The organism is Erythrobacter neustonensis (genome assembly GCF_001663175.1).
Classification (GTDB): Bacteria; Pseudomonadota; Alphaproteobacteria; order Sphingomonadales; family Sphingomonadaceae; genus Erythrobacter; species Erythrobacter neustonensis.
Genome location: NZ_CP016033.1, coordinates 1811554 through 1838451, shown reverse-complemented (window position 1 = coordinate 1838451; position 26898 = coordinate 1811554). Strand labels below are relative to the sequence as shown.

Sequence of the window (26898 nt, the reverse complement as noted above, 5' to 3'; positions counted from 1 at the left end):
CGTCCCATGGCCCAGGCCGACGAACTCGCCCGCCCCGCCCCGCCCGCCCCGCCCGCTCCACCGCCTGCGCGCGACTGGGCGGGCGCGCTCGGCGCTCCTGCACCGCAGCCCGCGCCTTCCGGCTTCATGGGCGCAGCGCTCTATGAAAAGGGCAGGACGGTCCACAACAAGCGGATCGACGGGCCGTTTCGGCGTTTCAAGTGGCTGATGATGCTGGTGACGCTGGGGATCTATTACGCGACCCCGTGGATCCGCTGGGACCGCGGTCCCTTCGCCCCCGATCAGGCGGTGCTGGTCGATCTCGCCAACCGCCGCTTTTACATGTTCGATATCGAGATCTGGCCGCACGAATTCTTTTTCGTCGCGGGCCTGCTCATCATGGCGGGGATCGGGTTGTTCCTCGTCACCAGCGCGGTGGGCCGCGCATGGTGCGGCTATGCCTGCCCGCAGACCGTGTGGACCGACCTGTTCCAGCATGTCGACCGCTTCTTCGACGGCGATCGCAATGCGCGGATGCGCCTTGACAAGGCACCGTGGACCGCATCGAAGATCGCGCGGCGGATGGCCAAGTGGGCGGTCTATCTTGCCATCGCCTTCTGGACCGGCGGCGCGTGGATCATGTATTTCGCCGATGCGCCAACCCTCACCTACGCGTTCTGGCGGGGCGAGGCGGCCCCGGTCGCCTATGCCACCGTCGCGGTGCTGACCGGCACGACCTTCTGGCTTGGCGGGTTCATGCGCGAACAGGTGTGCGTTTACATGTGCCCCTGGCCGCGCATCCAGACCGCGATGCTCGACGAAAAATCGCTGATCGTAACCTACAAGGACTGGCGCGGTGAAAAGCGCGGCAGCGTCAAAAAGGCGGCCAAGAACCCGGATGAATATGGCGACTGCATCGATTGCAACCTGTGCGTCGCGGTCTGCCCCACGGGCGTCGACATCCGCGCAGGCCAGCAGATCGGCTGCATCACCTGCGGATTGTGCATCGATGCCTGCGACCGGGTGATGCAGGATGTCGGCCGCCCGCGCGGGCTGATCGATTACGCGACATTGGACCAGTGCAAGGCCGAGGCCGCGGGCGCGCCGGCAACGCCCGCATGGAAGGCGCTGCTGCGGCCCCGCCTGTTCGTCTATTTCGGGGTCTGGGCCGCGATCGGCGCGGGCCTGCTGTTTGCGCTGGGCACCCGCAGCCACACCGACCTGACGGTGGCGCCCGATCGCAACCCGCCCTTCATGCTGTTGAAGGATGGATCGGTGCGCAATGCCTTCACGCTGCGGCTGCGCAACATGGAGGCGCGCCCGCGCGAGATGGAGGTCGCGATGCAAGGCCTACCCCAAGGCGCGGTGATGTGGACCGAGGCGGTCAGCATGGACAACGCCGCCCCCGTCCAGCGGGTCACGGTCGATGCCAACGCCACCCGCGTGCTGCGCGCCTATGTGCTGTTGCCCCAAGGCACTGTGGCAGGCGATTTTGCCTTCCGCCTGACCGCGCTCGACGAGCAGCGCGAAAGCGACCTTGCCCCGACGACATTTGCCCATCCCCAATCGGATATGGCGGAGAACAAGTGATGGCCCGCACCAGAAGTCCTTTCACCGGCCCGCGCATGGCGGTCGTGCTGGTCGGCGGATTTGCCGTGGTGATCGCGGTCAACCTGCTCATGGCGAGCATCGCGGTGGGCAGTTTCCACGGCACCGTGGTCGACAATTCCTATGTCGCCAGCCAGAATTACAACGGTTGGCTGCGCCAAGCGGCCGCGTCCGAGGCGCTGGGCTGGCAGGCGGTGCCCCACCGGCGCGAGGATGGCCGCATCGTGATCGAGACGCTGCACGTTCCCGCGGCGGCGCAGATCACCGCGACCGCCAGCCGGCCGCTCGGCGTGCGCGAGGAAACGCCGCTGTCCTTCGTCGCCGGGGCGCAGGGCCGCTGGGTTTCGCGCGAGGCGGTCGCACCGGGCCGCTGGCAGCTGCGCATGGCGATCCGCGCGGGCGATCAAGCCTGGGCGGGGGAGGCCGAAATCCGGTGAACGCCCCTGCCCTCTTCGACACCGAGCGCCCGCTTGCCACCACCCGGCTGACCGTGCCGGGGATGAAATGCGCCGGCTGCATCGGCAAGATCGAACGCGAACTTGCCCGCGTGCCCGGCATCGCGTCCGCGCGCGCCAACCTGTCGGCAAAGAAGGTCGCGATCCGGCACGATCCTGCAATCGAGGATGCCGCGCTGGTCGCTGCCGTACAGGCATTGGGGTTCGAAGCCCAGCCTATCGCCGACAACCCGCTTGGCGCCGACGATGCCGAACGCGGGCGGCTGGTCCGCGCGCTGGGCGTGGCGGGCTTCGGGATGATGAACATCATGCTGTTGTCGGTCAGCGTCTGGTCGGGCGCGGACGGGGCGACGCGCGGGCTGTTCCACTGGCTGTCGGCGCTGATCGCGCTGCCGGTGGTCGCCTATGCGGGCCGCCCGTTCTTTGCCAGCGCGTGGATGGCGCTGAAACACCGGCGCACCAACATGGATGTGCCGATCAGCATCGGCGTCATTCTGGCGACCGCGATGAGCCTGTACGAAACGGTGACGGGGGGCGAGCACGCCTTCTTCGATTCTGCCGTTATGCTACTCTTCTTCCTCCTCGCCGGACGCGCGCTGGATGCGATGATGCGCGACCGCACGCGCGCGGGGATCGGTGCGCTGCTCGGCCGGATGGGGCAAAGCGCCAGCGTCATCGCGCCCGATGGCACCACGCGGCGCGTGCCTGCGCGCGATCTTGCACCCGGAATGCTGGTGCTGGTCGCCGCTGGCGAGGCGCTGGCCGCCGATGGCGAGGTGACCTGCGGGCAAAGCGCGCTCGACAATGCGATGCTGACCGGCGAAAGCGCGCCCCAGCCCGTGGGCCCGGGCGCGGTGGTGCATGCCGGCGCGATCAATCTGGGCGCGCCCTTGCGCGTCCGGCTGACCCATGTGGCAGAGGACACGGTGCTGGCCGAAATCGCCCGCATCATGGACGAGGCGGGGCAATCGCGCAGCCACTATGTCCGCATCGCCGACCGCGCCAGCCGGCTTTATGCGCCGGTGGTCCACACGCTGGCCGCGCTGGCCTTTGCCGGGTGGATGATCGCGGGCGCGGGGTGGCACGCAGCGCTGACGATCGCGATTGCGGTGCTGATTATCACCTGTCCGTGCGCGATGGGGCTTGCCGTGCCTGCCGCACAGGTGGTGGCGAGCGGGGCGTTAATGCGGCGCGGGCTGCTGGTAAAGGATGGCAGCGCGCTCGAACGGCTGGCCGAATGCGACACCGTGCTGCTCGACAAGACCGGCACACTGACGCTGGGCGAACCGCGCGCGGATATCGGCGGCCTCGACGATACCGCGCGCAGCATCGCGCTCGCGCTGGCGCAGGCCAGCCGCCATCCGCTCAGCCGCGGGCTTGCCGCTGCCACCTTGCGTGCGGGCACCGTGCCGGCGGCTGTCAGCGACATCGCCGAGGTCGGCGGACAGGGCGTTTCCGGTCTGTGGAACGGCATTCCGGTGGCGCTGGAGCGGCCGCATGCGGCGGCAGAAACGCTCGCCGTCAGCTTGCGCATCGGCGACGCGCGCCGGACCATCGCCTTTGCCGATCCGCTGCGCCCCGACGTGCGCGCGGCGCTCGCCGCGCTGGCGGCGCAAGGGTTGCCGGCAAGCATCCTGTCGGGCGACCGCGCCGCGCCGGTAGAAGCGCTCGCCCGCGCGCTCGGCCTGCCCGCGACCGCAGAGGCAAGCCCGCAGGGCAAGCTCGCCGTGCTCGAAGCGCTGAAGGCTAAGGGCCGCCGCCCGCTGATGGTAGGCGACGGGCTCAACGATGGCCCCGCGCTTGCCGCCGCCCACGCTTCGATCGCGCCGGGCAGCGCGTCCGATGCGAGCCAGCAGGTCGCCGATGCGGTGTTCATCGGCGAGGGGTTGATGCCCGTCGCGCTTTCCGTGCGCACCGCGCGCGCCGCCATGCGCGTGGTGCGGCAGAATTTCGGCTTCTCGATCGCCTATAACGCGCTCGCCGTGCCGCTCGCACTGACGGGACATGTCACCCCGCTGGTCGCCGCGATCGCCATGTCGGTCTCCTCGCTGGTGGTGATCGCCAATTCGCTGCGGCTCGCGGGCGCTGCCGCAGATACGGGAGCTGCGCGATGACCGGACTTGCCATCCTCATCCCCATCGCGCTCGGCATGGGATTGATGGGGCTGCTCGCCTTCCTGTGGTCGATGCGCGAAGGCCAATACGAGGACATGGAGGGCGCTGCCGCACGCATCCTGATCGACGAGGAGGACGGCGCGTGAACATGCTCCCGCTTGCGCTTGCCGCGCTGATGCCGGTGATGATCGGCCCGCTGCCCGCGCCGACCGGCCCCGTGCTGACGATGCACCTGTGCAATGGCGGCACGATCACCATTCCGCTGGGCGGCAAGGTGCCCGCCGAAGATCGCGGTTGCCACCCCAAGGGCTGCCACGCCGGGGCCTGCCGCGAGGAGCGGAACGGCAAATTGATCTCGCGCAAAGACGCCGCCTGACCGGGCCCGCTATCGCGCACTCCACAAGGAGCGCCCGACAACCATGTGGACCTATCACCCCGAACTGCTGGCAACCGCCGTGCCGCGTTACACCAGCTATCCCACCGCCGCCGATTTCGGCGCGCTGGAGGAGGGCGCGCTCGAACGCGCGGTCGCAGGCGCGGCGGGCGACATCTCGCTCTATCTCCACATCCCTTTCTGCGAGGCGATCTGCTTTTACTGCGGCTGCAACACCGCGGTGTCCGGCAAGCGCGCGCGGGTCGATGCCTATCTCGCCGCGCTGCACCAGGAAATCGCCACGCTCGGCGGCCTCTTGCCCGCCGGGGTGCGCGTGCGGCGGATCGCGTTCGGCGGAGGCAGCCCCAATGCGATCGCCGCGCCCGAACTGCTTGCGCTGGTCGGCGCGCTCCATGCGCACCTGCCGCTGGCCGCGCCCGAATGGTCGATCGAGCTCGACCCGCGCAGCCTCACCGCCGAATGGAGCGGGGTTATCGCAGAGGTCGGGATCACCCGCGCCAGCATGGGGGTGCAGACCTTTGCCGCGCACTGCCAGAAGGCGATCGGGCGCGAACAGTCGCTCGGGATGATCTGCCGCAGCACCGACTGGCTGCGGTCGGGCGGGGTCACCTCGCTCAATTTCGATCTGATGTACGGCCTGCCGCACCAAAGCGAGGCCGATCTTGCCGACAGCCTCGAATATACGCGCAAGCTCGGCGCGGACCGGGTCGCGGTGTTCGGCTATGCCCACGTGCCGCATCTGGTACCGCGCCAGACGATGATCCGCGAGGCCGATCTGCCCGGCGCGCGCGAACGTTTCGCGATGGCAGGCGAGGCGCATCGGATGCTGACCGGATACGGCTATGACGCGGTCGGGTTCGACCATTTCGCCCTGCCCCACGATCCGATGGCGCGCGCGGTGCGCGCCGGCACCCTGCGGCGCAATTTCCAGGGCTTTACCGATGATCCCGCCGATATCCTGATCGGGCTTGGCGCAAGCGCGATCAGCGGGTTTCCGGGCCTGTTGGCGCAGAACCAGAAACACACCGCGACCTACCGCCAGCTTTGCGCCGAAGCGCGGCTGACCGCGTCGCACGGGATCGCCCGCAGCCTTGAAGACCAGCGCCGCGGCGCGGTGATCGAAGCCTTGCTGTGCCGCGGCGCGGCGATCCTGCCCGATGATTTTCTGGCCGACGCCGCACCGCGGCTGGCGCCCTTCTTCGACGCTGGGGTCGCCAGCCTCAGCGGCAACCGGCTCGCCATCCTAGAGGGCGGGCTGCCCTATGCCCGCGGCATCGCGGCCCAGTTCGATGCCTACCGCGCGGCGGCCCCGCGCACGTTCAGCTCGGCGATCTGAAACACCGGCCCGCGCGGGCGAGCGACGGGCTGCGTGCTAGCGCAGGCCGAGCGTCGCGGCATCGCTGCGCAATTGCGCGGCGGCTTGCGGATTGGCGGCGATCCCTGCGTCGAGCGCGGCGCGCGCGCCAGCCGCGTCGCCGAGCATCATCCGGCTGCGCACCAGCATGCTCCAGCCGGCCGGGTCCTGCGGGTTTTGCCTGAGCTTCTGTTCAAGCTGGGCAACCATGCCATCGATCATCGCGCGCTGCTGGGCGGCGGTCATGTTGCTTGCCGCCGCAACATCGGCCGCACCCGGCCCTGCCTGTCCGCCCGCGATCATCGCGGCGGGCCGTGCGGCCTGTGCTGCGGCAATGCGCGGGGCGACCGGGATCGCGTGCATCTGCCCGACCTGTTCGATCGTGCGCACCAGATCCGCTTCCCACGGCGCGCCCGCAGGGCTGTCGGCAAGCAGCGCCAGCCAATCGGCCACCGCGCCTTCGTGATCCTTGTCGAGATCGCGCCGCGCCGCGAGGAAATAGCGCGCGCGCGGGTCCTTGGGGTCAATCGACACCGCCTGCCGGAACGCGGCAAGCGCATCGGCGGGCAAGGGATCGGACGCGCTCGACAGCACCAGCGTTTCGCCCAGCGCGGACCACAGCGAGGCATCGCCCGGCATGATTTCGATCGCGCGGCGATAGGCCGCCGCGGCATCGGCATACTGGCGCTGCCCGAACTGGGCCATCGCCAGTTCGCGCCACGGCGCCGGGTCGGTCGGCGATGCTTCGGCGCGGGTGCGCAGCTGCTCGATCGACGCCGCCCCGCCCGCGTCCGCACCGGCGCCCGCATCGGCAAAGGGCGGCGGGTCGCCCGGCCCGCGGGTCAGATGAAACGCCGCCGCGCCTGCGGCAAGCATCAGCGCGCCCGCGAGCAACCCCCAGCCGATGCGCGATGATCCGGGTGAGCTGTGCGTGTCCTGCTGGGCCATGCCGCAGCCTAGCAGCTTGATGATGCAGGGGCAATTCGCCGCAGCATCAGCCCGGTTCGGCGCGCGCCGTCAGTTGCCTGCGGCGAGCATCACCTTGGCCGACGCCCCCGACAATGCGCCGGGCTGTTCGGGCAGCGTCGCGGGGCGCGCGGCCCCGGGATAGGCCTTGCCGAGCAGTGCGAGCGCTTCGGTGATGCGCGTGTGCGCGGCTGCGTTCTCGGCCTTGATGGCCGCGCCATTGGCGGCAAAGGCGGTCTGCGCGACGCGGGCAAAGCCATAGCCGTCGAGATAGGGCTCGTAAGCATCGTTGGTGGGCAATTGGCGATACATCGCGCTGGCGCGTTCGATCATGTCGGCGATCACCCCGGTGGCGACCTTGGCGCTGCTGGCGTCGGTCTTGGGCGCCTTGGTCGCCGCACCGCGCAGCGCCGCGATGATGGCGTCATAGGCCTTGCCGACCTCGGCGGTGCTCTTGCCTGCCAGCGCGGCTTCGGATGCGGCGCTGAACAATGGCTTCATGTCGGCAACGCCCAGCTTGGCAAAGGCGGGGTCCATGTCGAGCAGCACTTCGCTGACCGGGTGCGCGAACATTTCGGCCGCCGCGTCCTTCTTGCCCGCCGCATAGGCATCGCGCGCGGCCACGACATGCGCTTCGGCCACGGCGAGCGCGATGCCATAGGCAACCGGATCGGTCGCGGCATCGGCGGTTGCGACGCCGCCTTCGCCTTCGCCGCCGGCAGCCGCGCTGCCTTCGCCCTCGCCTGCGCCGCCTTCGCCCTCGCCCGCGGTGGCGGCGGTGTCGGGCGCGATGCCCGCCTCACCCGCGCCGGCCTCGCCCGTGCCCGCCTCGCCGCTGCACGCGGCCAGCAACCCGCCGGCAAGCGCGGTGCCGAGGCCAAGCTGGGTCCAGAGTTTGAGCGTGCTGTTCATGGGGGCATATCCTTCGCGTGTTCGGGAGGTGCCTCTTGGCCCAGATGATAATCACTCGCAAGAGCCTTTGCGCAACGACGGGTGGTTGCGGATACCGGTCTCTGCCGCTAGTGATGATACAACATCACTCAAAGATTTTGAGGATCATCCCATGTCCGACGTCTTGACCCGCATGTCCCGTATCGCCCCCGGCCCTGCCGTGCTGTCCGCTATCGCGGATGCGGATTGCAATCTTGCGATCTGGCAGCGGCCGTCCTTTGCCGATTTCGCCCCGCTGCTCGAAAGCGATCCGCAAGACCTGCGTTTTGTCAGCGACGAGGCCGCAGTGCGCGGCGCGGTGCTTGCCGGATTGCGCAGCGGCGGCTTCGGCGGGCCGCCCGCGCTCCACGATGTTCTGGCCGAGGATATCGCCGCGCTTGCCCGGCTGTATTGCGCGGCGATGGACCTTGCCCGGTTCGAACTGCGGCTGGAAGTGGTGCGCACCGATTCGTGCCGCAAGTTCCATGCCGACTATGTCACCGCGCGGCTGATCACGACCTATGCCGGCGAGGGCACCGACTGGCTGGACGAAGCCGATGCGCTGCGCGTGGCCGCGGGCATGCCGCCCGAGCGGATCAATCGTCTTGCGGCCTTCGATGTCGGGCTGTTCAAGGGCAGGCTTGCGACCGACAGGCCCGCCATCCACCGCTCTCCGCCGATTGCCGACACGGGGGCGGTGCGGCTGCTGCTGGTGCTCAACCCCGTCAGTCGCCCGTTCGTCGATAGCGCGCAATCGCCCCTTCCGCCGCAATCTGATCTGGCCTAACAGCGGGCCCACGCGCCGCCAGGTGCGACCAACTTCGGTGCGCTGCACCCGCAGCGCCCCCCTTTCGCATGAGGTAAGTGCTCGATGAAGAAGTTCCTGCTCGCCGGGGCCAGCGCCCTGATCGTGGCTGTTCCTGCTGCCGTGCAAGCCGACGAAGGCATGTGGCTGCCGAGCCAGACCGCCGCCATCGCCGATGAGATGAAGGCTGCCGGGCTCGAACTCGATGCCAAGACGCTGGGCGACCTGCAACGCCCGCCGCTGACCGCGATCGCATCGCTGGGTGGCTGCTCGGCGGCGTTCCTGTCGCCCGAAGGTCTGGTCGCGACCAACCACCACTGCGTGGTCGGCTCGCTGCAATACAATTCCTCGCCCGAGAACGATTACTTGACCGACGGTTTCCTCGCCAAGACGCTGGGCGATGAACTGCCCGCCGCGCCCGGCAGCCGGATCTATGTGATCGAGGACCTGCGCGATGTGTCGAAGGCGATGCTGAAAGGCGCCGACAAGCTTGAAGGCCGCGCGCGGTTCGACCGGTTGCAGGCCAACCGTGCCGCATTGATCGAGGCATGCGAAAAGCAGGCCAACCGCCGCTGCGACGTGCGCGCCTATTTCGGCGGCGCGCAATACTGGCTCCAGCAGCAGCTCGAAATCCAGGACGTGCGCCTCGTCTATGCCCCGGCGGCGGGCGTGGGCAATTTCGGCGGCGAGAAGGACAACTGGATGTGGCCGCGCCACACCGGCGACTTCTCGTTCTACCGCGCTTACGTGGCCCCCAACGGCGCTTCGGCCCCGTTTGCCAAGGAGAACGTGCCCTTCAAGCCCAAGGCGTTCCTGCCGATCGCCAAGGACGGCGTGAAGGCGGGCGATTTCGTGATGGTCGCCGGCTTCCCCGGCACCACCGAACGCCTGCGCACCGCGGATGAGGCGCGCTTCTATTACGAGGAACTCTACCCCTATCAGCAGCGCATGCTGGCCGAATACGGCGACCGGATCGACGAGCTGACCGCGGGCAACCAAGCCGCGACGATCGCCTATGCCGCGACGCTGCAGGGCACCGAGAACTACGAAAAGAAGATCGCCGGCCAGCTTGCCGGGGCCGACGCGATTTCGCTGGTCGCCAAGAAGCAGGCCGACGAGGACGCTTTCCGCGCCTGGATCAAGGCCGACCCCAAGCGCGAGGCGCAGTATGGCGCGGCGCTCGTCGAACTTGACCGCCTGATCGCCGAAACCAACGCCGCAGCGCTCGCCGATCAGCGCAAGGGCATGCTCTCGCGCGGGCAGCTCTACAGCGCGGCGCGCACGCTCTATCGCTGGTCGAACGAGCAGACCAAGCCCAACAAGGACCGCGAACCCGGTTTCCAGGACCGCGACAAGGCCTTCATGACGCAGCGCATGGCGATCATCGACCGGCGTTATGTCGAAGCGATCGACCAGCAATTGTTCGCCGATGCGATCGCCGAATACCGCCAGCTTCCCGCCGAAAGCCGGATCAAGAGCTTCGATGCCTTCATCGAAGGCCGCGATATCGCCTCGCTCTACGCCACCAGCGAACTTGGCACCTCGGCCAAGCGGATGGAATGGATGGGCAAGACCCCGGCCGATTTCCGCGCCTCGAACGACCCCTTCATCCAGCTGGCGGTCGCCACCTATGACGAGGCGATGGCAGGCGAAGCGGCCGACAAGGCGCGTTCGGGCGCAATGCAGAAGGCCCGTTCCAAGGTCATGGAAGCACGTCTTGCCTATGCCGCATCGCAGGGCAAGACGATGTACCCCGACGCCAACGGCTCGCTGCGCTTCACCTATGGCAAGGTGACGGGCAAGAAGGTCGACGGACAGGAATGGACGCCCTTCACCACCGCCGAAGGCATCGTTGCCAAGCACACCGGCCGCGGCGAATTCGACGCGCCCGACAAGATGATCGAGTTGATCAAGGCCAAGGATTACGGCCGCTATGTCGCGCCTGAACTGGGCACGCTGCCGGTCGACTTCATGTCGACGGTCGACATCACCAACGGCAACTCGGGCTCCTCGACGCTCAATGCGCGCGGCGAGTTCGTGGGCCTGGCCTTCGACGGCACGATCGAAGGCGTGGTCAGCGACTGGATGTATGATCCGGCGATCAACCGCACGATCCACGTCGACAGCCGCTTTATGCTGTGGACGATGGAAAAGATCGACGGCGCAGACCGTCTGCTGACCGAAATGGGCGTTGCCGCGCAGTAAGCGGCTCCCCGATCTGAATAAGTATGCGGCGCGTGGGATTCCCGCGCGCCGCCTGCTACACCCCTGCCGATCAAGGCCAACCGACAGGGACGAGGATATGCGCGAGATGGTGCCGGAGTTAGTCGTCGTCGATATCGGCGGAACCCACGCGCGCTTTGCCATCGCCAGCCTTGGCGCCGACGGGTCGATCACGCTCGACGAGCCCGAGACGCTCCACACCGCCGATCATGCCAGCTTCCAGACCGCATGGGAGGCCTACCGCCAGCGCAAGGGCGGCACGCTGCCGCCGGCGGTCAGCATCGCGATTGCCGGGCCGGTGGGCAGTCCGGGCAAGCCCAATCCGGTGATCCGCTTCACCAACAATCCCTGGATCATTCGCCCCGCGCTGATCGAGGAAAAGCTGGGTGCGACCCGGTATACCATCGTCAACGATTTTGCCGCCGTGGCGCACGCGGTGGCGCGTGCCGACGACAGCCAGTTCCTGCATCTTGCCGGCCCCGACCAACCGCTGGGCCGCGAAGGCACGGTCAGCGTGATCGGCCCGGGCACCGGGCTGGGCGTGGCGCACCTCTATCGTTCGGGCAGCCACTACCGCGTGCAGGCGACCGAGGGCGGGCATATCGACTATGCCCCGCTCGACAGCATCGAGGATGCGATCCTTGCGCGGTTGCGCCAGCGGCACCTGCGCGTCTCGGTCGAGCGCGTGGTCGCCGGCCCCGGGATCGTCGACATCTATCAGGCGCTTGCCGCGCTCGAAGGCCGGACCGTTCCCGAACGCGACGCAATCGAGATCTGGAACCTCGGCACTGCGGGCGACGACAGCCTGGCCGCCGCCGCGGTCGACCGGTTCTGCCTCTCGCTGGGTTCGGTCGCGGGCGATCTGGCGCTGGCGCAGGGGGGCTTTGCGGGCGTGGTGATCGCCGGCGGGCTCGGCTACCGCATCCGCGACACGCTGCTGGCCTCGGGCTTCGGTTCGCGGTTCAAGGCCAAGGGGCGGTTCGAAAGCCTGATGGCGAACATCCCGGTCAAGCTGATCGTTCACCCGCAGCCCGGCCTGTTCGGCGCAGCGGCCGCCTTCGTCTCGGAACATCAGACGCCAGCCGGTGAAGCGGAATGAAGACCGTCGCGGCGCTCGAAGCGCGGCTGGGCGATCTGCATCAACGCACGCGCGAAACCCCGCTGTTCAATCCGGTGTTCCAGCTGTCGCTCGACGTGTCGCGCAGCCTCGAGGCGGGCGAGATCAGCCTCGATTACCTTGCCGAACTTGTCGCGCAGCTCGAATGCGACGGGCTGGAGGCGCGCGCGCGCAAGCTGCGCACCCTGCTTGCCCCGCCCGCCGCACCCGCGCCGCTTGCCGGGCTGGACGAGGATTTCGACACCTTCCGCGAACGCTGGGAACGCCCGCAGCTGCACGCGGTCTTCACCGCGCACCCGACCTTCCTTCTGACCCCCGACCAGAGCCGCATCGTCGCCGCTGCTGCGGCCGGCAGCGACCCGGTCGATCCGGCAAGCTGCAGCAGCGAGCCCCCGCCGCGCAGGCCAGTCACACTGGAGCATGAACACCGCGAGGCAATGGCCGCGATGGCCCGCGCGCAGGATGCGCGCGATGCGATCACCGCGCGGCTCCTGACCGAGGCCGAGGCACGCTGGCCCGGTCAGTGGCGGTCCTTGCGCCCCCTGCCCTTCCGCTTTGCCAGCTGGGTCGGATACGACATGGACGGGCGCACCGATATCGGCTGGCATACCTCGATCGCCTTCCGCCTGCAGGAAAAGGCCGCGCGGCTGGCGCGCTACACGCAATCGCTTGCCGCGATCGACGCAGGCCATCCGCTGCTCGGCCCGCTCACCCGCGCGGCCGATTTCGCCGCGGCGCGCGCGGGCGATTTTGCGGGCGATCTGGGGGACGCAGAGGCACTGGCCGCTGCTGCCAACCGGCTGACCCAGCCGAGCGATGACAATCTCCTCACCCTCACCCCGCTGATCGCCGCACTGGAAGCCGAGGCGCGCGATGCCGCGTCCGACCGCGCGGTCGCGCTGCTGACGCTGGCGGCAGCGATGCGCGCCGATGGGCTTGGCATGGGCTGGATCCATTTCCGCGTGAACGCCAAGCAACTGCACAACGCGGTGCGCCGCCGCCTTGGCGATGCTCAGGCGATCGATCTCGCCAGCAAGGGCGCGATCGTGACGCTGCGCCGCATGGTCGACGAAGCGCAGCCCTTGCGCACCAATTTCGCCGCGCTCGCCACCGAAAGCTCGACCGCGATCCGGCAATTCCTCGCGATGGCGCAGATCCTGAAGCACATCGATGCCGATGCGCCGATCCGGATGCTGGTGGCCGAATGCGAACAGCCCGCCACGGTGCTCGCCGCGCTCTATTTCGCCAAGCTGTTCGGGGTAGAGGGCAAGGTCGATGTCTCGCCCCTGTTCGAGACCGAGACCGCGCTGGAACACGGCGGGCGCTTCCTCGATGCGCTGCTCGCAGAGCCGGCCTACCGCGCCTATGCGCGGGCCCGGGGGCGGGTGGCGGTGCAGACCGGCTTTTCGGATGCGGGCCGCTTTGTCGGACAGGTGCCCGCCGCGCTCGCGATCGAGCGGTTGCAGGGGCGGCTGGCCGAAGCGATGGCCGCCAACGGACTGGGCGATATCGCCGCGCTCGTCTTCAACACCCACGGCGAAAGCATGGGCCGCGGCGCGCATCCCGCGAGCCTTGCCGACCGGCTCGAATGGCCATTGTCGCCCTGGGCCAAGCGCCGTTTCGCGCGCGCGGGCATCCGTCTGGAACCCGAGGTCAGCTTTCAGGGGGGCGACGGTTATCTGTTCTTTGCGACCCCCGAACTGGCGCTGGCGACGCTGACCCGGATTGCCGAACTGCGCCCCGCCGACGCCGACACGGGCGCGCCGGCCGATCCGTTCTATCACCGCACCGATGTCAGCCTCGATTTCTACCGCGCGGTGAAGGAGCATCAGGGCGATCACCTCGCCAGCCGCACCTATGCCCGCGCGGTGACCGCCTTCGGCCTCGGGCTATTGAACCCCACCGGCAGCCGCGTTTCGCGCCGGCAGAGCGACATCAACGCCGACCGCGAAATGAGCCTGCGGCAGATCCGCGCGATCCCGCACAACGCGATCCTCCAGCAGCTGGGCTACCCCGTCAACGTGATCGCCGGGATCGGCAGCGCGGCGGATGCCAACCGCGAGGAGGTCGCCGCGCTGCTCGCCGATTCGGCGCGCGGGCAGCAGATCCTGCGGCTGGTGCACCGCGCCAATGCGCTGGCCAGCATCAAGACCGTCGCGGCTTACGGCGAGCTGTTCAATTCGGCCTATTGGGCGAGCCGCACCTATCGCGGGACCGAGGATCATCTGGCGGGGCCGTGCGCGGCGCTGGCCGAATATCTGGTCGGGGATGACCGCACGGGCGTGTTCCGCCGGCTGGCCTCGCGGCTGCGCATCGATGCGCTGAAATTCCACCGCCTGCTCGACCTGCTGCCCGCACCCGACGAGGACAGCGAGGCGCGCGAACATGTCCGCCGCCGGATCGGGGTGCTGCAGGCGCTGCGGCTGGCGCTGCTCCAGCACATGTTCCTGAAAGCCGTCGCGGTGCCTGCCTTCAGCCGCGCGAACGACATCAGCCGGCGCGACGTGGTCGAGATGGTGCTGACCTTGCGCGTCGACGAGGCGCTGGCGCAATTGCGCCGCGCCTTCCCCGTGCGCGTGCCGGGACCGCGCGATTTCCCGCTGGATGAACCCAGCGATTACCCCGACGGCGGCGAGGAGGGATACGGCGCTTACGAGCGTGATTTCATGACCCCGATCGCCCGCGCGCACGAACTGGGGCTCAGGATCAGCACCGCGATCGCGAACGAATTCGGCGCGCACGGCTGATCGCGGCAAGGCTTGCGTGTTTCACGTGAAACACGGCTGCAAACGGTTGCTGAATGCAGGCTGGCGGGGGTCTGGAGAGGGTCTGAAGGTGCCAAGCAGCGGTTTGGCGGGTATCAGCACCGCGCTGTGCTGCCCCGCGCGATCAGGCTGACGGGCACCCGGCGGCGGGCCTCGGCGCGCTCGCCTTCCAGGACCGCTTCGACCAGTGCGGCGCCGGCCTCGGCAGGGTCGGGAGTGAGCGTGGTCAGCGGCGGGCGGCTGAAACGGCCGGCGACCAGATCGTCGAACCCCATTACCCCGACCTCGCCCGGCACCTGGATATCGGCAGCGGCAAACGCCTCGATCGCGCCGAGCGCCATCGCATCGCAGGCAGCGAAGATCGCATCGAAGCCGCCCGGCCCGGTCAACCCGCGTTCGATCAGCCCGCGCGCGGCGCGAAAACCCTCCTCCTCGCGGGTGGCGGCCTTGACCGTGGGGGCAAGGCAGGGTTCGAGCCCGGCATCGCGCATGCCTTGCGCATAGCCTTCGTAGCGTTCGGTGAACTGCACCTGCGGGGTATTCAGCGCGCCAAGGAAGCACGGGCGCCGGTAGCCTGCGGCCAGCAGGTGCTCGGCCGCGAGCTTGCCTGCGGCGACATTGTCCGATCGCACCCAGTCAAGCTCGTCGAAGGGCGATCCCCAATAGGCGACACGGCGCGTGTCTCCGCCGATCCCGCGGAAATGCTCCCACGCGGGCGCGTTGGTGGTGGTGCCGATCACGATCAGGCCATCGGCGCGGCCCTGTTCCTGGTAATGGCCGAAGAAATCCTGCCCGCGCGCCTGAAAGCTGACCAGCGTCTCGAACCCCTTTTCGGACGCCGCCACGCACACGCTGCCAAGCAGCGCATAGGCGAAGGGATTGATCGAGGAGGCGCTGTCGCCTTCGCGGCAGATCACCACCACCGCGAGCGTGCCGGTCGAACCCCGGCGCAGGCGCGCGGCGCGTTCGTCGACGAAATAGCCCAGCGCTTCGGCCGCTTCGATCACCTTGCGGCGGGTCGCCTCGGCGATCGCGGGGCTGCCCGACAGGGCGCGGCTGACCGTCGGCTGGCTGACGCCTGCCCGCTCCGCCACATCGAAGGATGTCGGCCGTCTGCGCGAACCCCCATTCATGCCCCCTCTCTAGGGGCGATGGGCGCCTGCGCGCAAGCGTGACGCGTGAATTGCTATGCCGCGCGAGCGATTGTCACTGGATTTGTACGCCGGGGTCTTGCAATTGTGAGGCAGCGCGCGGATTGTGAACGTTACCAAAAAGACAGCGCGCTATGGGAGAGAGCGACAATGGCAATGGGAGCGGGCCTTGGGGCACCCGGGGTGAGTGCGGCTACGGCCGTGGGCGATGATGCGGGCGACGAACGCCAGGTCCATGCGCCCGGCCTCAATTATTTCGTCTTTGCGCTGTTCTTCATCATCGGCGGGATCACCTCGCTGAACGATGTCATCCTGCCCAAGCTGAAAGAGCTGTTCACGCTGAGCTACACCGAGGCGATGCTGGTGCAGTTCTGCTTCTTCACCGCATATCTGCTGATCGGGATTCCCGGCGCCGAACTGGTCAAGCGCGTGGGCTACATGCGCGGCGCGGTGGCGGGCTTGCTGACCATGATGGCAGGCTGCCTCCTGTTCATTCCCGCCAGCCAGACCGCGACTTACGGCCTGTTCCTTGGCGCGCTGTTCATTCTCGCCAGCGGGGTCGTGGTGGTGCAGGTCGTCACCAACCCGCTGATCAGCCTGCTGGGCCCGCAAAAGACGGTGCACAGCCGGCTGACCTTTGCGCAGGCCTTCAACAGCCTTGGCACCACAGTGTTTCCGCGGGTGGGATCGGGCCTGATCCTCGGCGGGCTTGCCGGTGTGTCGGCGGCCGAATTGAGCGGCGCGGAGCTTGACGCCTATCGCACCGCCGAAAGCGCGGCGATCGTGTCGACCTATATCGGCCTTGCCGTCGCGCTCGCGGTGATCGCGGCGATGGTGTGGGTCTATCGCAACAAGCTGCCGCATGATGCGGGCGCGGCGCGCGATGCCGCGCTGACCACGCCGGTGCGTTATCTGGCCGGGCTGTTGCCGATCCTGATCGGCGGCTGGCTGGTGATCCAGGGGATCGAGCTTCCCGGTATCGCGCTGCTGATGGCAGGCCCGGCGATCTGGCTGTGGGGCAACCCGCTGCTCTCGCGCACGCGGTTCTCGTTCGGGGCGGCGTGCATTTTCCTCTATGTCGGCGCGGAGGTTGCGATTGGTTCGCTGATCGTCAACTACCTGATGGAATCCAGCGTCATGGGCCTGTCCGAACGCGCGGCGGGCGACCTCATCTTCCTTTACTGGGGCGGCGCGCTGGTCGGGCGGATCATCGGTTCGGCGGTGCTGCGCTTCGTCAGCCCGGGCCTCGTGCTCGCCGGTGTTGCGGTGGGCGCGATTGCCTTGGTCGCCTTCTCGACCAATGCGACCGGCACCACCGCGGGTTACAGCCTGCTTGCGGTCGGCCTGATGAATTCGATCATGTTCCCGACGATCTTCAGCCTCGCCTGCGAGAAGCTGGGTGCAAAGGCGGCGGATGGATCGGGGATTATCAACATCGCGATCTTCGGCGGCGCGGTGATCCCGCTTCTGACCGGGATGATCGCCGATGCCAGCGGGAGCCTCGGCACCGCGATGCTGCTGCCGATCGCGTGCTATGCGATCATCGCCTGCTTCGGTTTCTACGCGCGCCGGCCTGCCAAGGCCGAGCCGGAGGTTGCCACCGCATTTGAATAAGTATGCGCGCACTGGCGGATAATCCCTCGTGCGCCTAGGTAGGGCGCACGAGGGATAAGGGCCAATTGCATGAGCTTCACCGCCGACCGCCTGCTGTTGTTCGGAGCCACCGGCGATCTGGCGCAGCGGATGCTGCTGCCCAGCCTGTTCGCGCTTGACGCCGACGGCTTGCTCGCCCCCGAACTCAAGATCATCGGCACCGCGCGCAGCGACATGTCGGACGGCGAATACCGCAATTTCGCACGCGCCGCGCTCGAGAAATACCTCCCCGCCGAACGCCGGGGCAGCATGGCGGGCTTCCTCAACCGTCTGACCTATCAGCCGCTCGATGCGACCACGCTCGAAGGCTATGACGATCTCGCCAAGAAGGTCGGCAAGCCCAAGCGCGGCCTCGCGATTTTCCTCTCGACCGCGCCCAGCCTGTTCGAACCGACGATCAAGGGGCTGCAATCGGCCGGGCTGACGGGCGACAATGTCCGCATGTGTCTCGAAAAGCCGCTCGGCACCGACCTTGGCACCAGCCGCGAAATTAACGACGCGGTGGCCGAAGCCTTCCCCGAAGACCGGATCTTCCGGATCGACCACTATCTCGGCAAGGAGACGGTGCAGAACCTGCTCGCGCTGCGCTTTGCCAACATCATGTTCGAGCCGCTCTGGAATGCGGCGCACATCGATCATGTCCAGATCACCGTTGCCGAAACCGTCGGGCTCGAAGGGCGCGTCGCGTTCTACGACGATGCCGGCGCGCTGCGCGACATGGTGCAGAACCACATGCTGCAATTGCTCGCGCTGGTCGCGATGGAGCCGCCCGCGCACTTCGATGCGACCGCCGTGCGCGACGAGAAGGTCAAGGTGCTGCGCGCGATGCGGCCCGTGACCAAGGGCGAGACCGTGACCGGCCAATACCGCGCGGGCGCGATCCAGGGGCAGGCGGTGCCCGGTTACGACGAGGAGCTGGGCAAGGCGTCGGACACCGAAACCTTCGTCGCGATCAAGGCGCATGTCGACAACTGGCGCTGGAAGGGCGTGCCCTTCTACCTGCGCACCGGCAAGCGGATGCCCAAGCGCGTCACCGAGATCGTGATCCAGTTCGCCTGCGTGCCGCATTCGATCTTTGCCGGGAAAGGCGCGACGATGCAGCCCAACCGGCTCGTCATCGGTATCCAGCCCGAAGAAAACATCACGCTGTCGCTGATGGCCAAGGTGCCCGGTCTCGACCGCGAAGGCATCCGGCTGCGCTCGGTCCCGCTCAACATCGCGATGCCCGATGCCTTTACCGGCGCGGTGCGGCGGATCGCCTATGAACGCCTGCTGCTCGACCTGATCGAAGGCGACCAGACCTTGTTCGTCCGCCGCGACGAGGTGGAAGCGCAGTGGGAATGGGTCGATGCGGTGCGCGCCGGGTGGGAGGCGGAGGGGCTTGCCCCCAAGACCTACACCGCGGGAAGCTGGGGCCCGTCGGCCGCAATCGCGCTAGCCGAACGCAACGGGGTGACATGGCATGAGTAAGCCCTTGAACGATACGCTGCACCGCGTGACGAGCCGCGTGATCGAACGTTCGCGCGAAACGCGGCAGGCCTATCTCGACCTGATCACCCGCGAGGGCGACTCCATGGGCGAACGCAGCGCGGTGTCGTGCTCGAACCTCGCGCACGCCTATGCCGCGGCCGAGGAGGATCAGGCGACGCTGGTATCCGGGCGCGGCGCGAATATCGGGATCGTCACCAGCTACAACGACATGCTCTCGGCGCATCAGCCCTATGGCCGCTATCCCGAGCGGCTGAAGATCTACGCGCGCGAAGCGGGCGCCACCGCGCAGGTCGCGGGCGCCACCCCGGCGATGTGCGACGGCGTGACGCAGGGCGAGACGGGGATGGAGCTGTCGCTGTTCAGCCGCGACGTGATCGCGTTGTCGACCGCGGTGGCGCTGTCGCACAGGATGTACGACGCCGCGCTCCTGCTCGGCGTATGCGACAAGATCGTGCCGGGCCTGCTCATGGGCGCATTGCGGTTCGGCCACCTGCCGATGATCTTCGTGCCCGGCGGCCCGATGCCCAGCGGCATCCCCAACAAGGAAAAACAGCGCGTCCGCCAGCTTTATGCCGAGGGCAAGGCGACCCGCGCAGAACTGCTCGCAAGCGAGATGGGCTCCTACCACTCGCCCGGCACCTGCACCTTCTTCGGCACGGCCAATTCGAACCAGATGATGATGGAGATGATGGGGCTGCACGTCCCCAATTCGGCCTTCATCAATCCCGGCACCAAGCTGCGTCAGGCATTGGACCGCGAGGCGGTGCACCGCGTCACGCAATTGACCCGCAAGGGCGAGGATTACCGCCCACTCGGCCACGTGGTCGATGAAAAGGCGATCATCAACGCCGCGGTCGGCCTGCTTGCGACGGGCGGATCGACCAATCACGCGATCCACCTGCCAGCGATGGCGCGCGCCGCGGGGATCATCTTCGACTGGAACGATCTTTCCGATCTGTCGGGCGCGGTCCCGCTGATCGCGCAGGTCTATCCCAACGGGTCGGGCGATGTGAACCATTTCCACAATGCGGGCGGGATGGGCTTCGTCGTGGGCGAATTGTTGGCCGAAGGGCTGGCGCATGGCGATATCCTCACCGTGGCCCGCGGCGGCTTTGCCGATTATGCCAAGGAGCCCGGGTTCGAGGGCGAAGACCTCGTCTGGCGCCCGGTCGGCGCTGCGGGCGACGACACGATGCTGCGGCCCGTCGCCAATCCGTTCAAGCATGATGGCGGGATGCGCCTGATCGAAGGCAATCTCGGCCGTGCCTGCTTCAAGACCTCGGCGGTGGACGAAGCCCGCTGGACCATCGAGGCGCCATGCCGCGTGTTTCAGGACCAGTCCTCGGTCGCCGCCGCCTTTGCTGCGGGCGAGCTTGACCGCGATGTCGTGGTCGTCGTGCGCTTTCAGGGCCCGCGCGCCAACGGGATGCCCGAACTCCACAAGCTCACCCCAGCATTGGGCGTGTTGCAGGACCGGGGTTTCAAGGTCGCGCTGGTCACCGATGGCCGGATGTCGGGCGCAAGCGGCAAGGTGCCCGCCGCGATCCATTGCACCCCCGAGGCGCTGGGAGGGGGGCCGCTGTCGCGCTTGCGCGATGGCGATATCGTGCGCGTCTGCGCGGCCACCGGCACGCTCTCGACCAGCGCCGATCTGTCGGACCGCGAGCCTGCACCCGATCCCGCACCCGAAAGCGGCACGGGACGCGAATTGTTCGGCATGATGCGCCACCTGGCCGATGGCGCGGAACAAGGCGCAAGCGCGATGCTCGCGTCGGGAGGAATGTGATGAATATTGACGCCATCATGCGCACGGCGCCCGTGATCCCGGTGATCGTGATCGAGGAAGAGGCTCACGCCGTGTCGCTGGCCGAAGCGCTGGTCGCCGGCGGCCTGCGCGTGCTCGAAGTCACGCTGCGCACCCCTGCGGCGCTCGGCGCGATCCGCGCGATGAAGCAGGTGCCCGGCGCGATCGTTGGTGCTGGCACCGTTACCAACCCCCGCGATCTCGACGCCGCGCTCAACGCAGGGAGCGAATTCATCGTCTCCCCCGGCCTCACCGAACCACTGGGCAAGGCCGCGATCGCGGCGGGCGTGCCGTTCCTGCCCGGTATCGCCAATGCAGGCGATATCATGCGCGGGCTCGATTTGGGGCTCGACCGGTTCAAGTTCTTCCCCGCGATGGCAGCGGGCGGCCTGCCTGCGCTTAAGGCGCTCGCCGCGCCGTTCGGCAACGTCCGGTTCTGCCCCACGGGTGGGATCAGCCTTGAGAACGCGGCCGAATGGCTCGCCTTCGATCCCGTGCTGTGCGTCGGCGGAAGCTGGGTGTCGCCCAAGGGCGCGCCCGACAAACCGGTGGTCGAACGCCTGGCGCGCGAGGCCTGCGCTCTGCGTTAATCCGCCGCCAGCAGCCAGCCGAAAATCTCGGGCAGGCGCGCCGCCCAGGCGTTTTCCTCGTGCTCCGCGCCTTCATAGACGCGGCTTTCGAAATCGCGTCCCTTCTGCCAGCCGGCTGCGGCAAATTGCGCGTCGATCGCCTGCTGATAGGGCGCATAATACTGGTCGAGCGTGGCGGTGCCGTGGTCCATCCACACCCGCCGCCCGTCAGCTGCACCGAGCCTTGCGGCAAACCACGCGTCCCACATCTGCCTGACCCCGCTGTCTTCCCCCGCCACCGCGCGCGGGTCGACCGCGGGCCAGTGCGATGACACACAGCCCGCGCGCCCGAACACCTCGGGGCGTTCGAGGATGGCATAGCAGCTCATCAATCCGCCCATGCTCGATCCGATAATCGCGGTATCATCGCGCCCCGGACGGGTGCGGAAGCTGGCATCGACCCAATCCTTCAGCGGCCCGGCGATCCACGCCAGATAGCGGTCCGACACCACTTCGCCGCCTGCGGCCGCATCCATCTGCGCACGCAAGGCAGGCGGCGCGAGGTCATAGGCGCTGCGGGGGAGATACTGGCGGTAACGGTCCTTGCCCGGTGCCCAGATGCCGATAATGATATGCGGTTCGACCTTGCCAGTGCGAACCGCCGCCAGCATCGCGCCGTCCGCCGCCCAGATCTTGTTGAAATTGCTGTTCTTCACATCGAACAGGTTGTGCCCGTCGTGCATGTATACGACCGGATAGCGATGCTCGCCCGCGTCGTAGCCGGGGGGCAGCCAGATCGTCAGCCGCTGGTCGGGGAGGCCGGCTGCGGCGATGCGATCATATTCGATGCGGCGTCCACTCTCCTGCGCGTTAAGCGGCGCGGCAAGCCCCAGCAGCGTGAGCAAAATGGCAAGCAGGCGAACCATCGGCAAAGCACCCATCCCTTCCCTGCGGTCTATCGCGGGAAAGGCGCGCTGCCTCAAGCCCCTGCCGCTGCCTCGGCGGCAAGCATCAATGCCCCGGTGATCCCGCTGTCGAGGCCAAGCCGCGGCGCGCGAATGGTGTGCCGCGTGCCGCCGGGCAGGTAGCCTGCGTCGAGTTCGGCGGCGCGCTGCGCCACGCGCGCGATCAGCCCCGGGGTCTGCGCGACCCCGCCGCCGATTACCACCTCGCCCACCGCCACACTGGCGAACAGCGTGTGGCAGCATTGCGCGATATAATCGGCGATGATCGCATGGGCGGCGTGATCCTGCAGCAGTTCGGACAGCGAAGCGCCCCAGCGCGCGATGATCGCAGGGCCGCTGGCCAGCCCTTCAAGGCAATCGCCATGCACCGGGCAATTGCCGGCAAAGCCTGCATCGTCCGGATGGCGGCGCGGATAGATATGGCCGATCTCGGGGTGCGCGATCCCGTGGACGGGCCTGCCATCCAGCACCAGCCCGCCGCCGATCCCGGTTCCGATCGTGAGATAGGCAAGGCTCCCGCCGCGCGCGTCGCTCTGCGCATATTCGGCCAGCGCGGCGGCGTTGACATCGGTATCGAAGCCCACCGGCACCCCGCCCAGCGCCCGCCCCAGCGCCCCCGCAAGGTCGCAGTGCGACCACCCAGCCTTGGGTGTGGCAGTGATGAAGCCCCACTGCGGGCTCGCCCGGTCAAGCTCCACCGGGCCGAAACTGCCGATCCCCAGCGCTGCCACCCCGCCCTGGGCGGCAAACCATGCCGCCGCCTCGGCAAGCGTTGCTTCAGGCGTGCGGGTGGGAATGGTATGGCGGGCGGTGATGCAGTCGGGCGCCGGGCCGACCGCGAGCACGAACTTGGTGCCGCCCGCCTCGATCCCGCCCAGCAGGTGTCCGGGCATCAGGCAGCGCCCTGCGCCGCTGCCGCGCGCGCCCCGTCAAGCGTCAGATCCATCAATGGCGCAGGCACTCCGCCAAATTCGCCGCCCGGCAGAACATCGACAAAACTGCACACCTGAAGGCTGGCATCGACGAACCAGCTATAGGTTTGCAGCGGGGCATCATCGGGGTTGGCGAGCACCAGCCCGCTGCCGTTGAGCGGCTGCCACGGGCCTTCAAGACTGTCTGCAACCATCCCGTAAAGCCCCCCCGGCGAATGGCGCAGGTGTTCGGCGAAAGTCACCGTCTGCGTCGACCAGAAAGCGTAATAGCGCCCGGCGTGAAACACCAGATGCGCGCGTTCAAGCTCGTTGTTGACCGCTTCGGCGTGGATGCAGGGGGCGATCAGTTCCCACCCCGCAGCCGTCCGCCGTGCCAGCCCAAGCGCGCCATTGAAGGCGCTGTCCGATCCGGCAAGCGATGCGGTGAAGGCGATATATTCCGCCCCGTCCGCCGGATCGCGGAAATAGGCCGGATCGCGGAACGCCTTGATCTTGCCCGCCTCGCCCTCGTGAGCGTCGGCGGGCATGTAATGGGGGGCATATCCGGTGACGATCGGGCGCGGCGCGGACCAATCCGCAGGCCAGCCATCGGGCCCGAGCCGGGCGTGCGCTTCCCACAATTCCTGCTGATATCCCCCCGCCCGCGATGCGGTGCCAGCGGCGGTGAAGAACAGCGTCAGCATGCCTGCTTCATCGAGCAGCGCGCAGCCTGCCCACTCGCGTTCGTAAGCCACCCCCTGACCCTCGGGCAGCACGGGGCCGCAATCGTGCCACCTGCCATCCTTGCGTTCGAGCCAGTGGATCTTCGCTTCGAAATGGCGCAGCGCCGGATCACCGCGATCGGGCGCGGTCAGCGCCATCCACATCTCGCGCCCTGCGAGGGTGGCGGGAAAACCGGCTGCGTCCTGCACGGGCCACATGTCCCAGTAAAGGCGCGCAGGGTCGAGCGCGGAGCGATCAGCCTGTCCGACCACCGGGATCAGCGCGGCAGGATCGCGCGGGCCGTCAAGCAGGCGAACGTGCCTTTCAGTCCATGCGCTGGTCATTCGCGTGATCCCATCCCGCTTTTGCATTCGTCATTGAAAAGTGGGGCTGGCCACCGGGGGAGAATGGTGGCCAGCCCATTGGTCATCGATCCGGCGATCAGAAATCGAACCGGACCGAGGCAAGCACCGTGCGGCCCGCGATCGAACGCGCGCGCACCAGGCCATTGGCCGGGATCGAACCTTCCTCGGCCTCGGTATAGCCTTCGGCGTTAAACAGGTTGGTCGCATTCAGGCCCAGTTCGATCCGCTCGATCGGACGGAAGGCAAGGAAGGCGTTGACCTGTGCATAGGCCGGCAGGATCAGATCGTTGTTGTCCTGCGTGAAGCTTTCGGTCGTGCCCACCACGTTGGCGCCCAGCGTGAACATGTCGGCTTCGTATTGGGCGGTCGCCTGATAGACGAAGTCGGCCTGCCGGCGCGGGGTGTTGCCGATTACCGCAGCGCGGCCGGGGTCGGTGTCCTTGATCTCGGCGTCGGTCCAGGTCGCGCCTGCCGACAGCGAGAACGGGCCGCTGCGGTACGAGCCTTCAAGCTCGACCCCGTAAGCTTCGTATTCGTTGTTGAACACGCGGTTGGGCAGTTCGATGTTGTTCTCGTTGGTCTTGGCGAAGAACCCGGTCGCATAGAGCGCCACGCCGCCCGACTGGTATTTCAGACCGGTTTCAAGCTGGTCGACCCGCGCGATCACACCGGTATCGCCGCCCGGCAGACCGCCATCCACGGTGCTGACGGCAGGCGAGAACAGCGATCGGTCGGCCGTGTGGCGGCCACCTTGGCTGTAGCGTGCGAAGATGCCCAGATCGTCGGTGACGAGATAATTCGCCCCCAGCGAGAAGCTGAAATAGTCGAAGTTGTAATTGACCGGACGCGCCGCCGGGATGATCGCGGTCGAGGCTTCGGCCGGGTTGATGACGCCGTTGCCGTCGAAGTCGAAGCTGCGGATCCCGGTGCCGAAACCGGTGTCCGACCCTGCGATCGTGCCGCTGGCATCGCCGAAATCATAGCGGATCGAAGCGTCGAGGGTCAGCTGCCCGGTCTGCACCGACAGCGAGGCGAACGGCGCATAGGTCGAATAATCGACATCATACGACCGGCGGCAGCAATTGCCGAAGAAGTTGGCGCTGTAGGCCACGGTGCCGCCATCGGTGACCAGCTGGCCGCCGGCATTGCGGATATCCACCAGCACCGCCTGCCCGTCGCCCTGCACGGTCTGGACATGGCTGGTCCACAGCCAGTCGGTATCGACCGTTTGGCGCGAAAGGTAGAAACCGGTGGTGAAGTTGGCCGAGCCGCCGCCGAAGTCGAATTCCTTGTTCACGCGGAAATCGTTGGTGACGTTGTCGAGGCTGTTCAGCCGGACGTTGAAGTTGATGACATTGGTCAGCAGCCCGTTGCCGCCGATGTTGGCCGCATTGGCGACCTGCCCGGCATTGGGGCCGGTGGCAAAGACGATGCTCGACCCTGCCCCGCCGATCGCATTGGCAACCGCCTGCGCGCTGTCGACGCCTGCCGGGAAGGGCGACATGAAACCGCCCGAATTGTCGGCAAAGCGGAACCGGTTGGTCAGCGTCCAGCCGCTACCCACGTCGATCTCGCTTTCGATCCCGAAGGCCATCGACTTGACCGACAGCCCGTCACGGAAATCATAGGACGCCGGGTTGTTGTTGCCATCCAGCGTGCGCGCGGGCGTGAGGAAGGGGCTGTAGAGCGAATCGGTGCGCGGATCGAACCCGGCGATGCCGCTGTAATCGGGGTTGCCCGCCGAACCCGTCACCCGCACCGGCTGGGGCAGGATGGTCGGGGTGGTGTCGTCGAGATACTTCGCCGAAAAGCGGATATAGCCGCCGTCGAATTCCTTGGTGATGTTGGCCTTGATCTGGCCGCCGTCATAGCCGTTGTAACCGATGTCGCGCGGGCCTTCGCCGGTGCGGTAGAAACCGCCGACGTGGAAATAGAGGGCTTCGGCCAGCGGCGCGCCGTAATCGAAATCGAGCCGGTAACTTTCATAATCGAGCCCGACGCTTGCCTGAATCGCCCCGCCCTCGGTCTCGCCGGTCTTGGAGATGAAGTTGATGACAGCGCCCGGGGCGTTCGATGCAAAGGTCGAGGCCGAACCGCCGCGCACCGCTTCGACGCGGGCAACCGAACGATCGGCGCGCAGGAAGTTGTCGGCGTTGCCGAAGACGATATCGCCGAATTCGAGGATCGGCAGGCCATCTTCCTGCAGCTGGACATAACGCCCGCCGCCGGTCGACACCGGAATACCGCGCACCGCGATGTTGGCATTGCCCTCGCCGCCCGATGCTTCGGAACGGATCCCCGGGATCTGGCGAATGAGGTCAGCCGCGGATGGCGCGGCCAGGTTGGCGATGGCTTCGGCGCCGATCGCGCTGACCGAGACCGAGCTTTCGATGCGGTTCTGCCCGCGCGCAACCGCGGTGACAATGATTTCCTCGCCCTCGACCGTTTCGCCGGCAGCCTGATCCTGCGCGAAGGCGGGAGCGGCAAGCAGAGCGGACAGGGCAGCACTGGCGCAAAGCGCGGAACGCAATTTCATGGTTGGTTTCCTCTCGAATT

The 26898-nt window shown here is 67.6% G+C and carries 21 protein-coding genes; 14 read left to right on the top strand and 7 right to left on the bottom strand.

Features of this window, described 5'->3' with window-relative positions:
• Positions 1 to 126 precede the first annotated feature (126 nt).
• From ccoG to A9D12_RS08440, 6 genes are read left to right on the top strand one after another with little or no spacing between them, the layout of a single operon-like run.
• Positions 127 to 1569 carry a cytochrome c oxidase accessory protein CcoG gene (gene ccoG, locus A9D12_RS08465; RefSeq protein WP_068354096.1) on the top strand — a complete coding sequence of 481 codons (1443 nt, stop codon included), beginning with the start codon at positions 127 to 129 and terminating at the stop codon, positions 1567 to 1569.
• Entirely contained in the window at positions 1569 to 2024 is a 456-nt protein-coding gene (locus tag A9D12_RS08460; RefSeq protein ID WP_068350880.1) for a FixH family protein, read from the top strand. The genes ccoG and A9D12_RS08460 overlap by 1 nt, the downstream gene beginning before the upstream one ends.
• Positions 2021 to 4156 (top strand): heavy metal translocating P-type ATPase, encoded by a 2136-nt coding sequence (locus tag A9D12_RS08455; protein WP_068350879.1) that lies wholly within the window; start codon positions 2021 to 2023, stop codon positions 4154 to 4156. Before A9D12_RS08460 ends, A9D12_RS08455 begins: the two co-directional genes overlap by 4 nt.
• Positions 4153 to 4302 carry a cbb3-type cytochrome oxidase assembly protein CcoS gene (ccoS, locus tag A9D12_RS08450; RefSeq protein ID WP_068350878.1) on the top strand — a complete coding sequence of 50 codons (150 nt, stop codon included), beginning with the start codon at positions 4153 to 4155 and terminating at the stop codon, positions 4300 to 4302. The genes A9D12_RS08455 and ccoS overlap by 4 nt, the downstream gene beginning before the upstream one ends.
• The gene (locus A9D12_RS08445; RefSeq protein WP_156522847.1) at positions 4299 to 4532 is read left to right on the top strand and encodes a hypothetical protein; all 234 of its coding nucleotides are present in this window, start codon (positions 4299 to 4301) and stop codon (positions 4530 to 4532) included. Before ccoS ends, A9D12_RS08445 begins: the two co-directional genes overlap by 4 nt.
• A gap of 43 nt (positions 4533 to 4575) precedes the next feature.
• Positions 4576 to 5886: a radical SAM protein gene (locus A9D12_RS08440; protein WP_068350876.1), complete on the top strand. Its 1311-nt coding sequence runs from the start codon at positions 4576 to 4578 to the stop codon at positions 5884 to 5886.
• Between the two features lie 36 nt (positions 5887 to 5922).
• Here A9D12_RS08440 and A9D12_RS08435 read toward each other — a convergent pair whose 3' ends face one another.
• Entirely contained in the window at positions 5923 to 6852 is a 930-nt protein-coding gene (locus A9D12_RS08435; RefSeq protein WP_082925477.1) for a tetratricopeptide repeat protein, read from the bottom strand.
• A gap of 69 nt (positions 6853 to 6921) precedes the next feature.
• A complete protein-coding gene (locus A9D12_RS14890; protein ID WP_068350875.1) occupies positions 6922 to 7782 on the bottom strand; it encodes a hypothetical protein in 861 nt (286 codons plus the stop codon).
• 172 nt (positions 7783 to 7954) lie between these two features.
• On the opposite strand from A9D12_RS14890, the gene A9D12_RS08425 reads away from it, so the two are divergent.
• The 4 genes from A9D12_RS08425 (at position 7955) to A9D12_RS08410 (ending at position 14692) form a co-directional block, all read left to right on the top strand.
• On the top strand, positions 7955 to 8587 hold the full coding sequence (locus A9D12_RS08425; RefSeq protein WP_068350874.1) for a DUF1826 domain-containing protein: 633 nt from the start codon (positions 7955 to 7957) through the stop codon (positions 8585 to 8587).
• Between the two features lie 84 nt (positions 8588 to 8671).
• Positions 8672 to 10810 (top strand): S46 family peptidase, encoded by a 2139-nt coding sequence (locus A9D12_RS08420; RefSeq protein WP_068350873.1) that lies wholly within the window; start codon positions 8672 to 8674, stop codon positions 10808 to 10810.
• Positions 10811 to 10916: 106 nt separating this feature from the next.
• Complete coding sequence (locus tag A9D12_RS08415; RefSeq protein WP_068354090.1) at positions 10917 to 11927, top strand: glucokinase; 1011 nt, start codon at positions 10917 to 10919, stop codon at positions 11925 to 11927.
• The gene (locus A9D12_RS08410; protein ID WP_068350872.1) at positions 11924 to 14692 is read left to right on the top strand and encodes a phosphoenolpyruvate carboxylase; all 2769 of its coding nucleotides are present in this window, start codon (positions 11924 to 11926) and stop codon (positions 14690 to 14692) included. The genes A9D12_RS08415 and A9D12_RS08410 overlap by 4 nt, the downstream gene beginning before the upstream one ends.
• Positions 14693 to 14805: 113 nt before the next feature.
• Here the strand turns inward: A9D12_RS08410 and A9D12_RS08405 are convergent, their stop codons facing one another.
• On the bottom strand, positions 14806 to 15843 hold the full coding sequence (locus A9D12_RS08405) for a LacI family DNA-binding transcriptional regulator (protein ID WP_082925474.1): 1038 nt from the start codon (positions 15841 to 15843) through the stop codon (positions 14806 to 14808).
• Between the two features lie 174 nt (positions 15844 to 16017).
• Here A9D12_RS08405 and A9D12_RS08400 point away from each other — a divergent pair, with 174 nt between their 5' ends.
• From A9D12_RS08400 to eda, 4 genes are all read left to right on the top strand, one after another.
• A complete protein-coding gene (locus A9D12_RS08400) occupies positions 16018 to 17475 on the top strand; it encodes a sugar MFS transporter (RefSeq protein ID WP_418251580.1) in 1458 nt (485 codons plus the stop codon).
• Positions 17476 to 17544: 69 nt separating this feature from the next.
• Positions 17545 to 18984 (top strand): glucose-6-phosphate dehydrogenase, encoded by a 1440-nt coding sequence (gene zwf, locus A9D12_RS08395; RefSeq protein ID WP_068350870.1) that lies wholly within the window; start codon positions 17545 to 17547, stop codon positions 18982 to 18984.
• Positions 18977 to 20791, top strand: coding sequence for a phosphogluconate dehydratase (gene edd / locus A9D12_RS08390; RefSeq protein ID WP_068350869.1), 1815 nt, complete (start codon positions 18977 to 18979; stop codon positions 20789 to 20791). The genes zwf and edd overlap by 8 nt, the downstream gene beginning before the upstream one ends.
• A complete protein-coding gene (gene eda / locus A9D12_RS08385) occupies positions 20791 to 21399 on the top strand; it encodes a bifunctional 4-hydroxy-2-oxoglutarate aldolase/2-dehydro-3-deoxy-phosphogluconate aldolase (RefSeq protein ID WP_068350868.1) in 609 nt (202 codons plus the stop codon). The genes edd and eda overlap by 1 nt, the downstream gene beginning before the upstream one ends.
• On the opposite strand, the gene A9D12_RS08380 is transcribed toward eda, so the two are convergent.
• The 4 genes from A9D12_RS08380 to A9D12_RS08365 all read right to left on the bottom strand — a co-directional run bounded on the left by A9D12_RS08380 (position 21396) and on the right by A9D12_RS08365 (position 26878).
• Positions 21396 to 22304 (bottom strand): alpha/beta hydrolase, encoded by a 909-nt coding sequence (locus A9D12_RS08380; protein WP_068354084.1) that lies wholly within the window; start codon positions 22302 to 22304, stop codon positions 21396 to 21398. The two genes, eda and A9D12_RS08380, sit on opposite strands and share 4 nt — an antisense overlap.
• Positions 22305 to 22357: 53 nt before the next feature.
• Entirely contained in the window at positions 22358 to 23236 is an 879-nt protein-coding gene (locus A9D12_RS08375) for an ROK family protein (protein WP_068350867.1), read from the bottom strand.
• The gene (locus A9D12_RS08370) at positions 23236 to 24321 is read right to left on the bottom strand and encodes a glycoside hydrolase family 68 protein (protein ID WP_068350866.1); all 1086 of its coding nucleotides are present in this window, start codon (positions 24319 to 24321) and stop codon (positions 23236 to 23238) included. The genes A9D12_RS08375 and A9D12_RS08370 overlap by 1 nt, the downstream gene beginning before the upstream one ends.
• Before the next feature lie 97 nt (positions 24322 to 24418).
• Complete coding sequence (locus A9D12_RS08365; RefSeq protein WP_068354081.1) at positions 24419 to 26878, bottom strand: TonB-dependent receptor; 2460 nt, start codon at positions 26876 to 26878, stop codon at positions 24419 to 24421.
• Between the last annotated feature and the right edge of the window lie 20 nt (positions 26879 to 26898).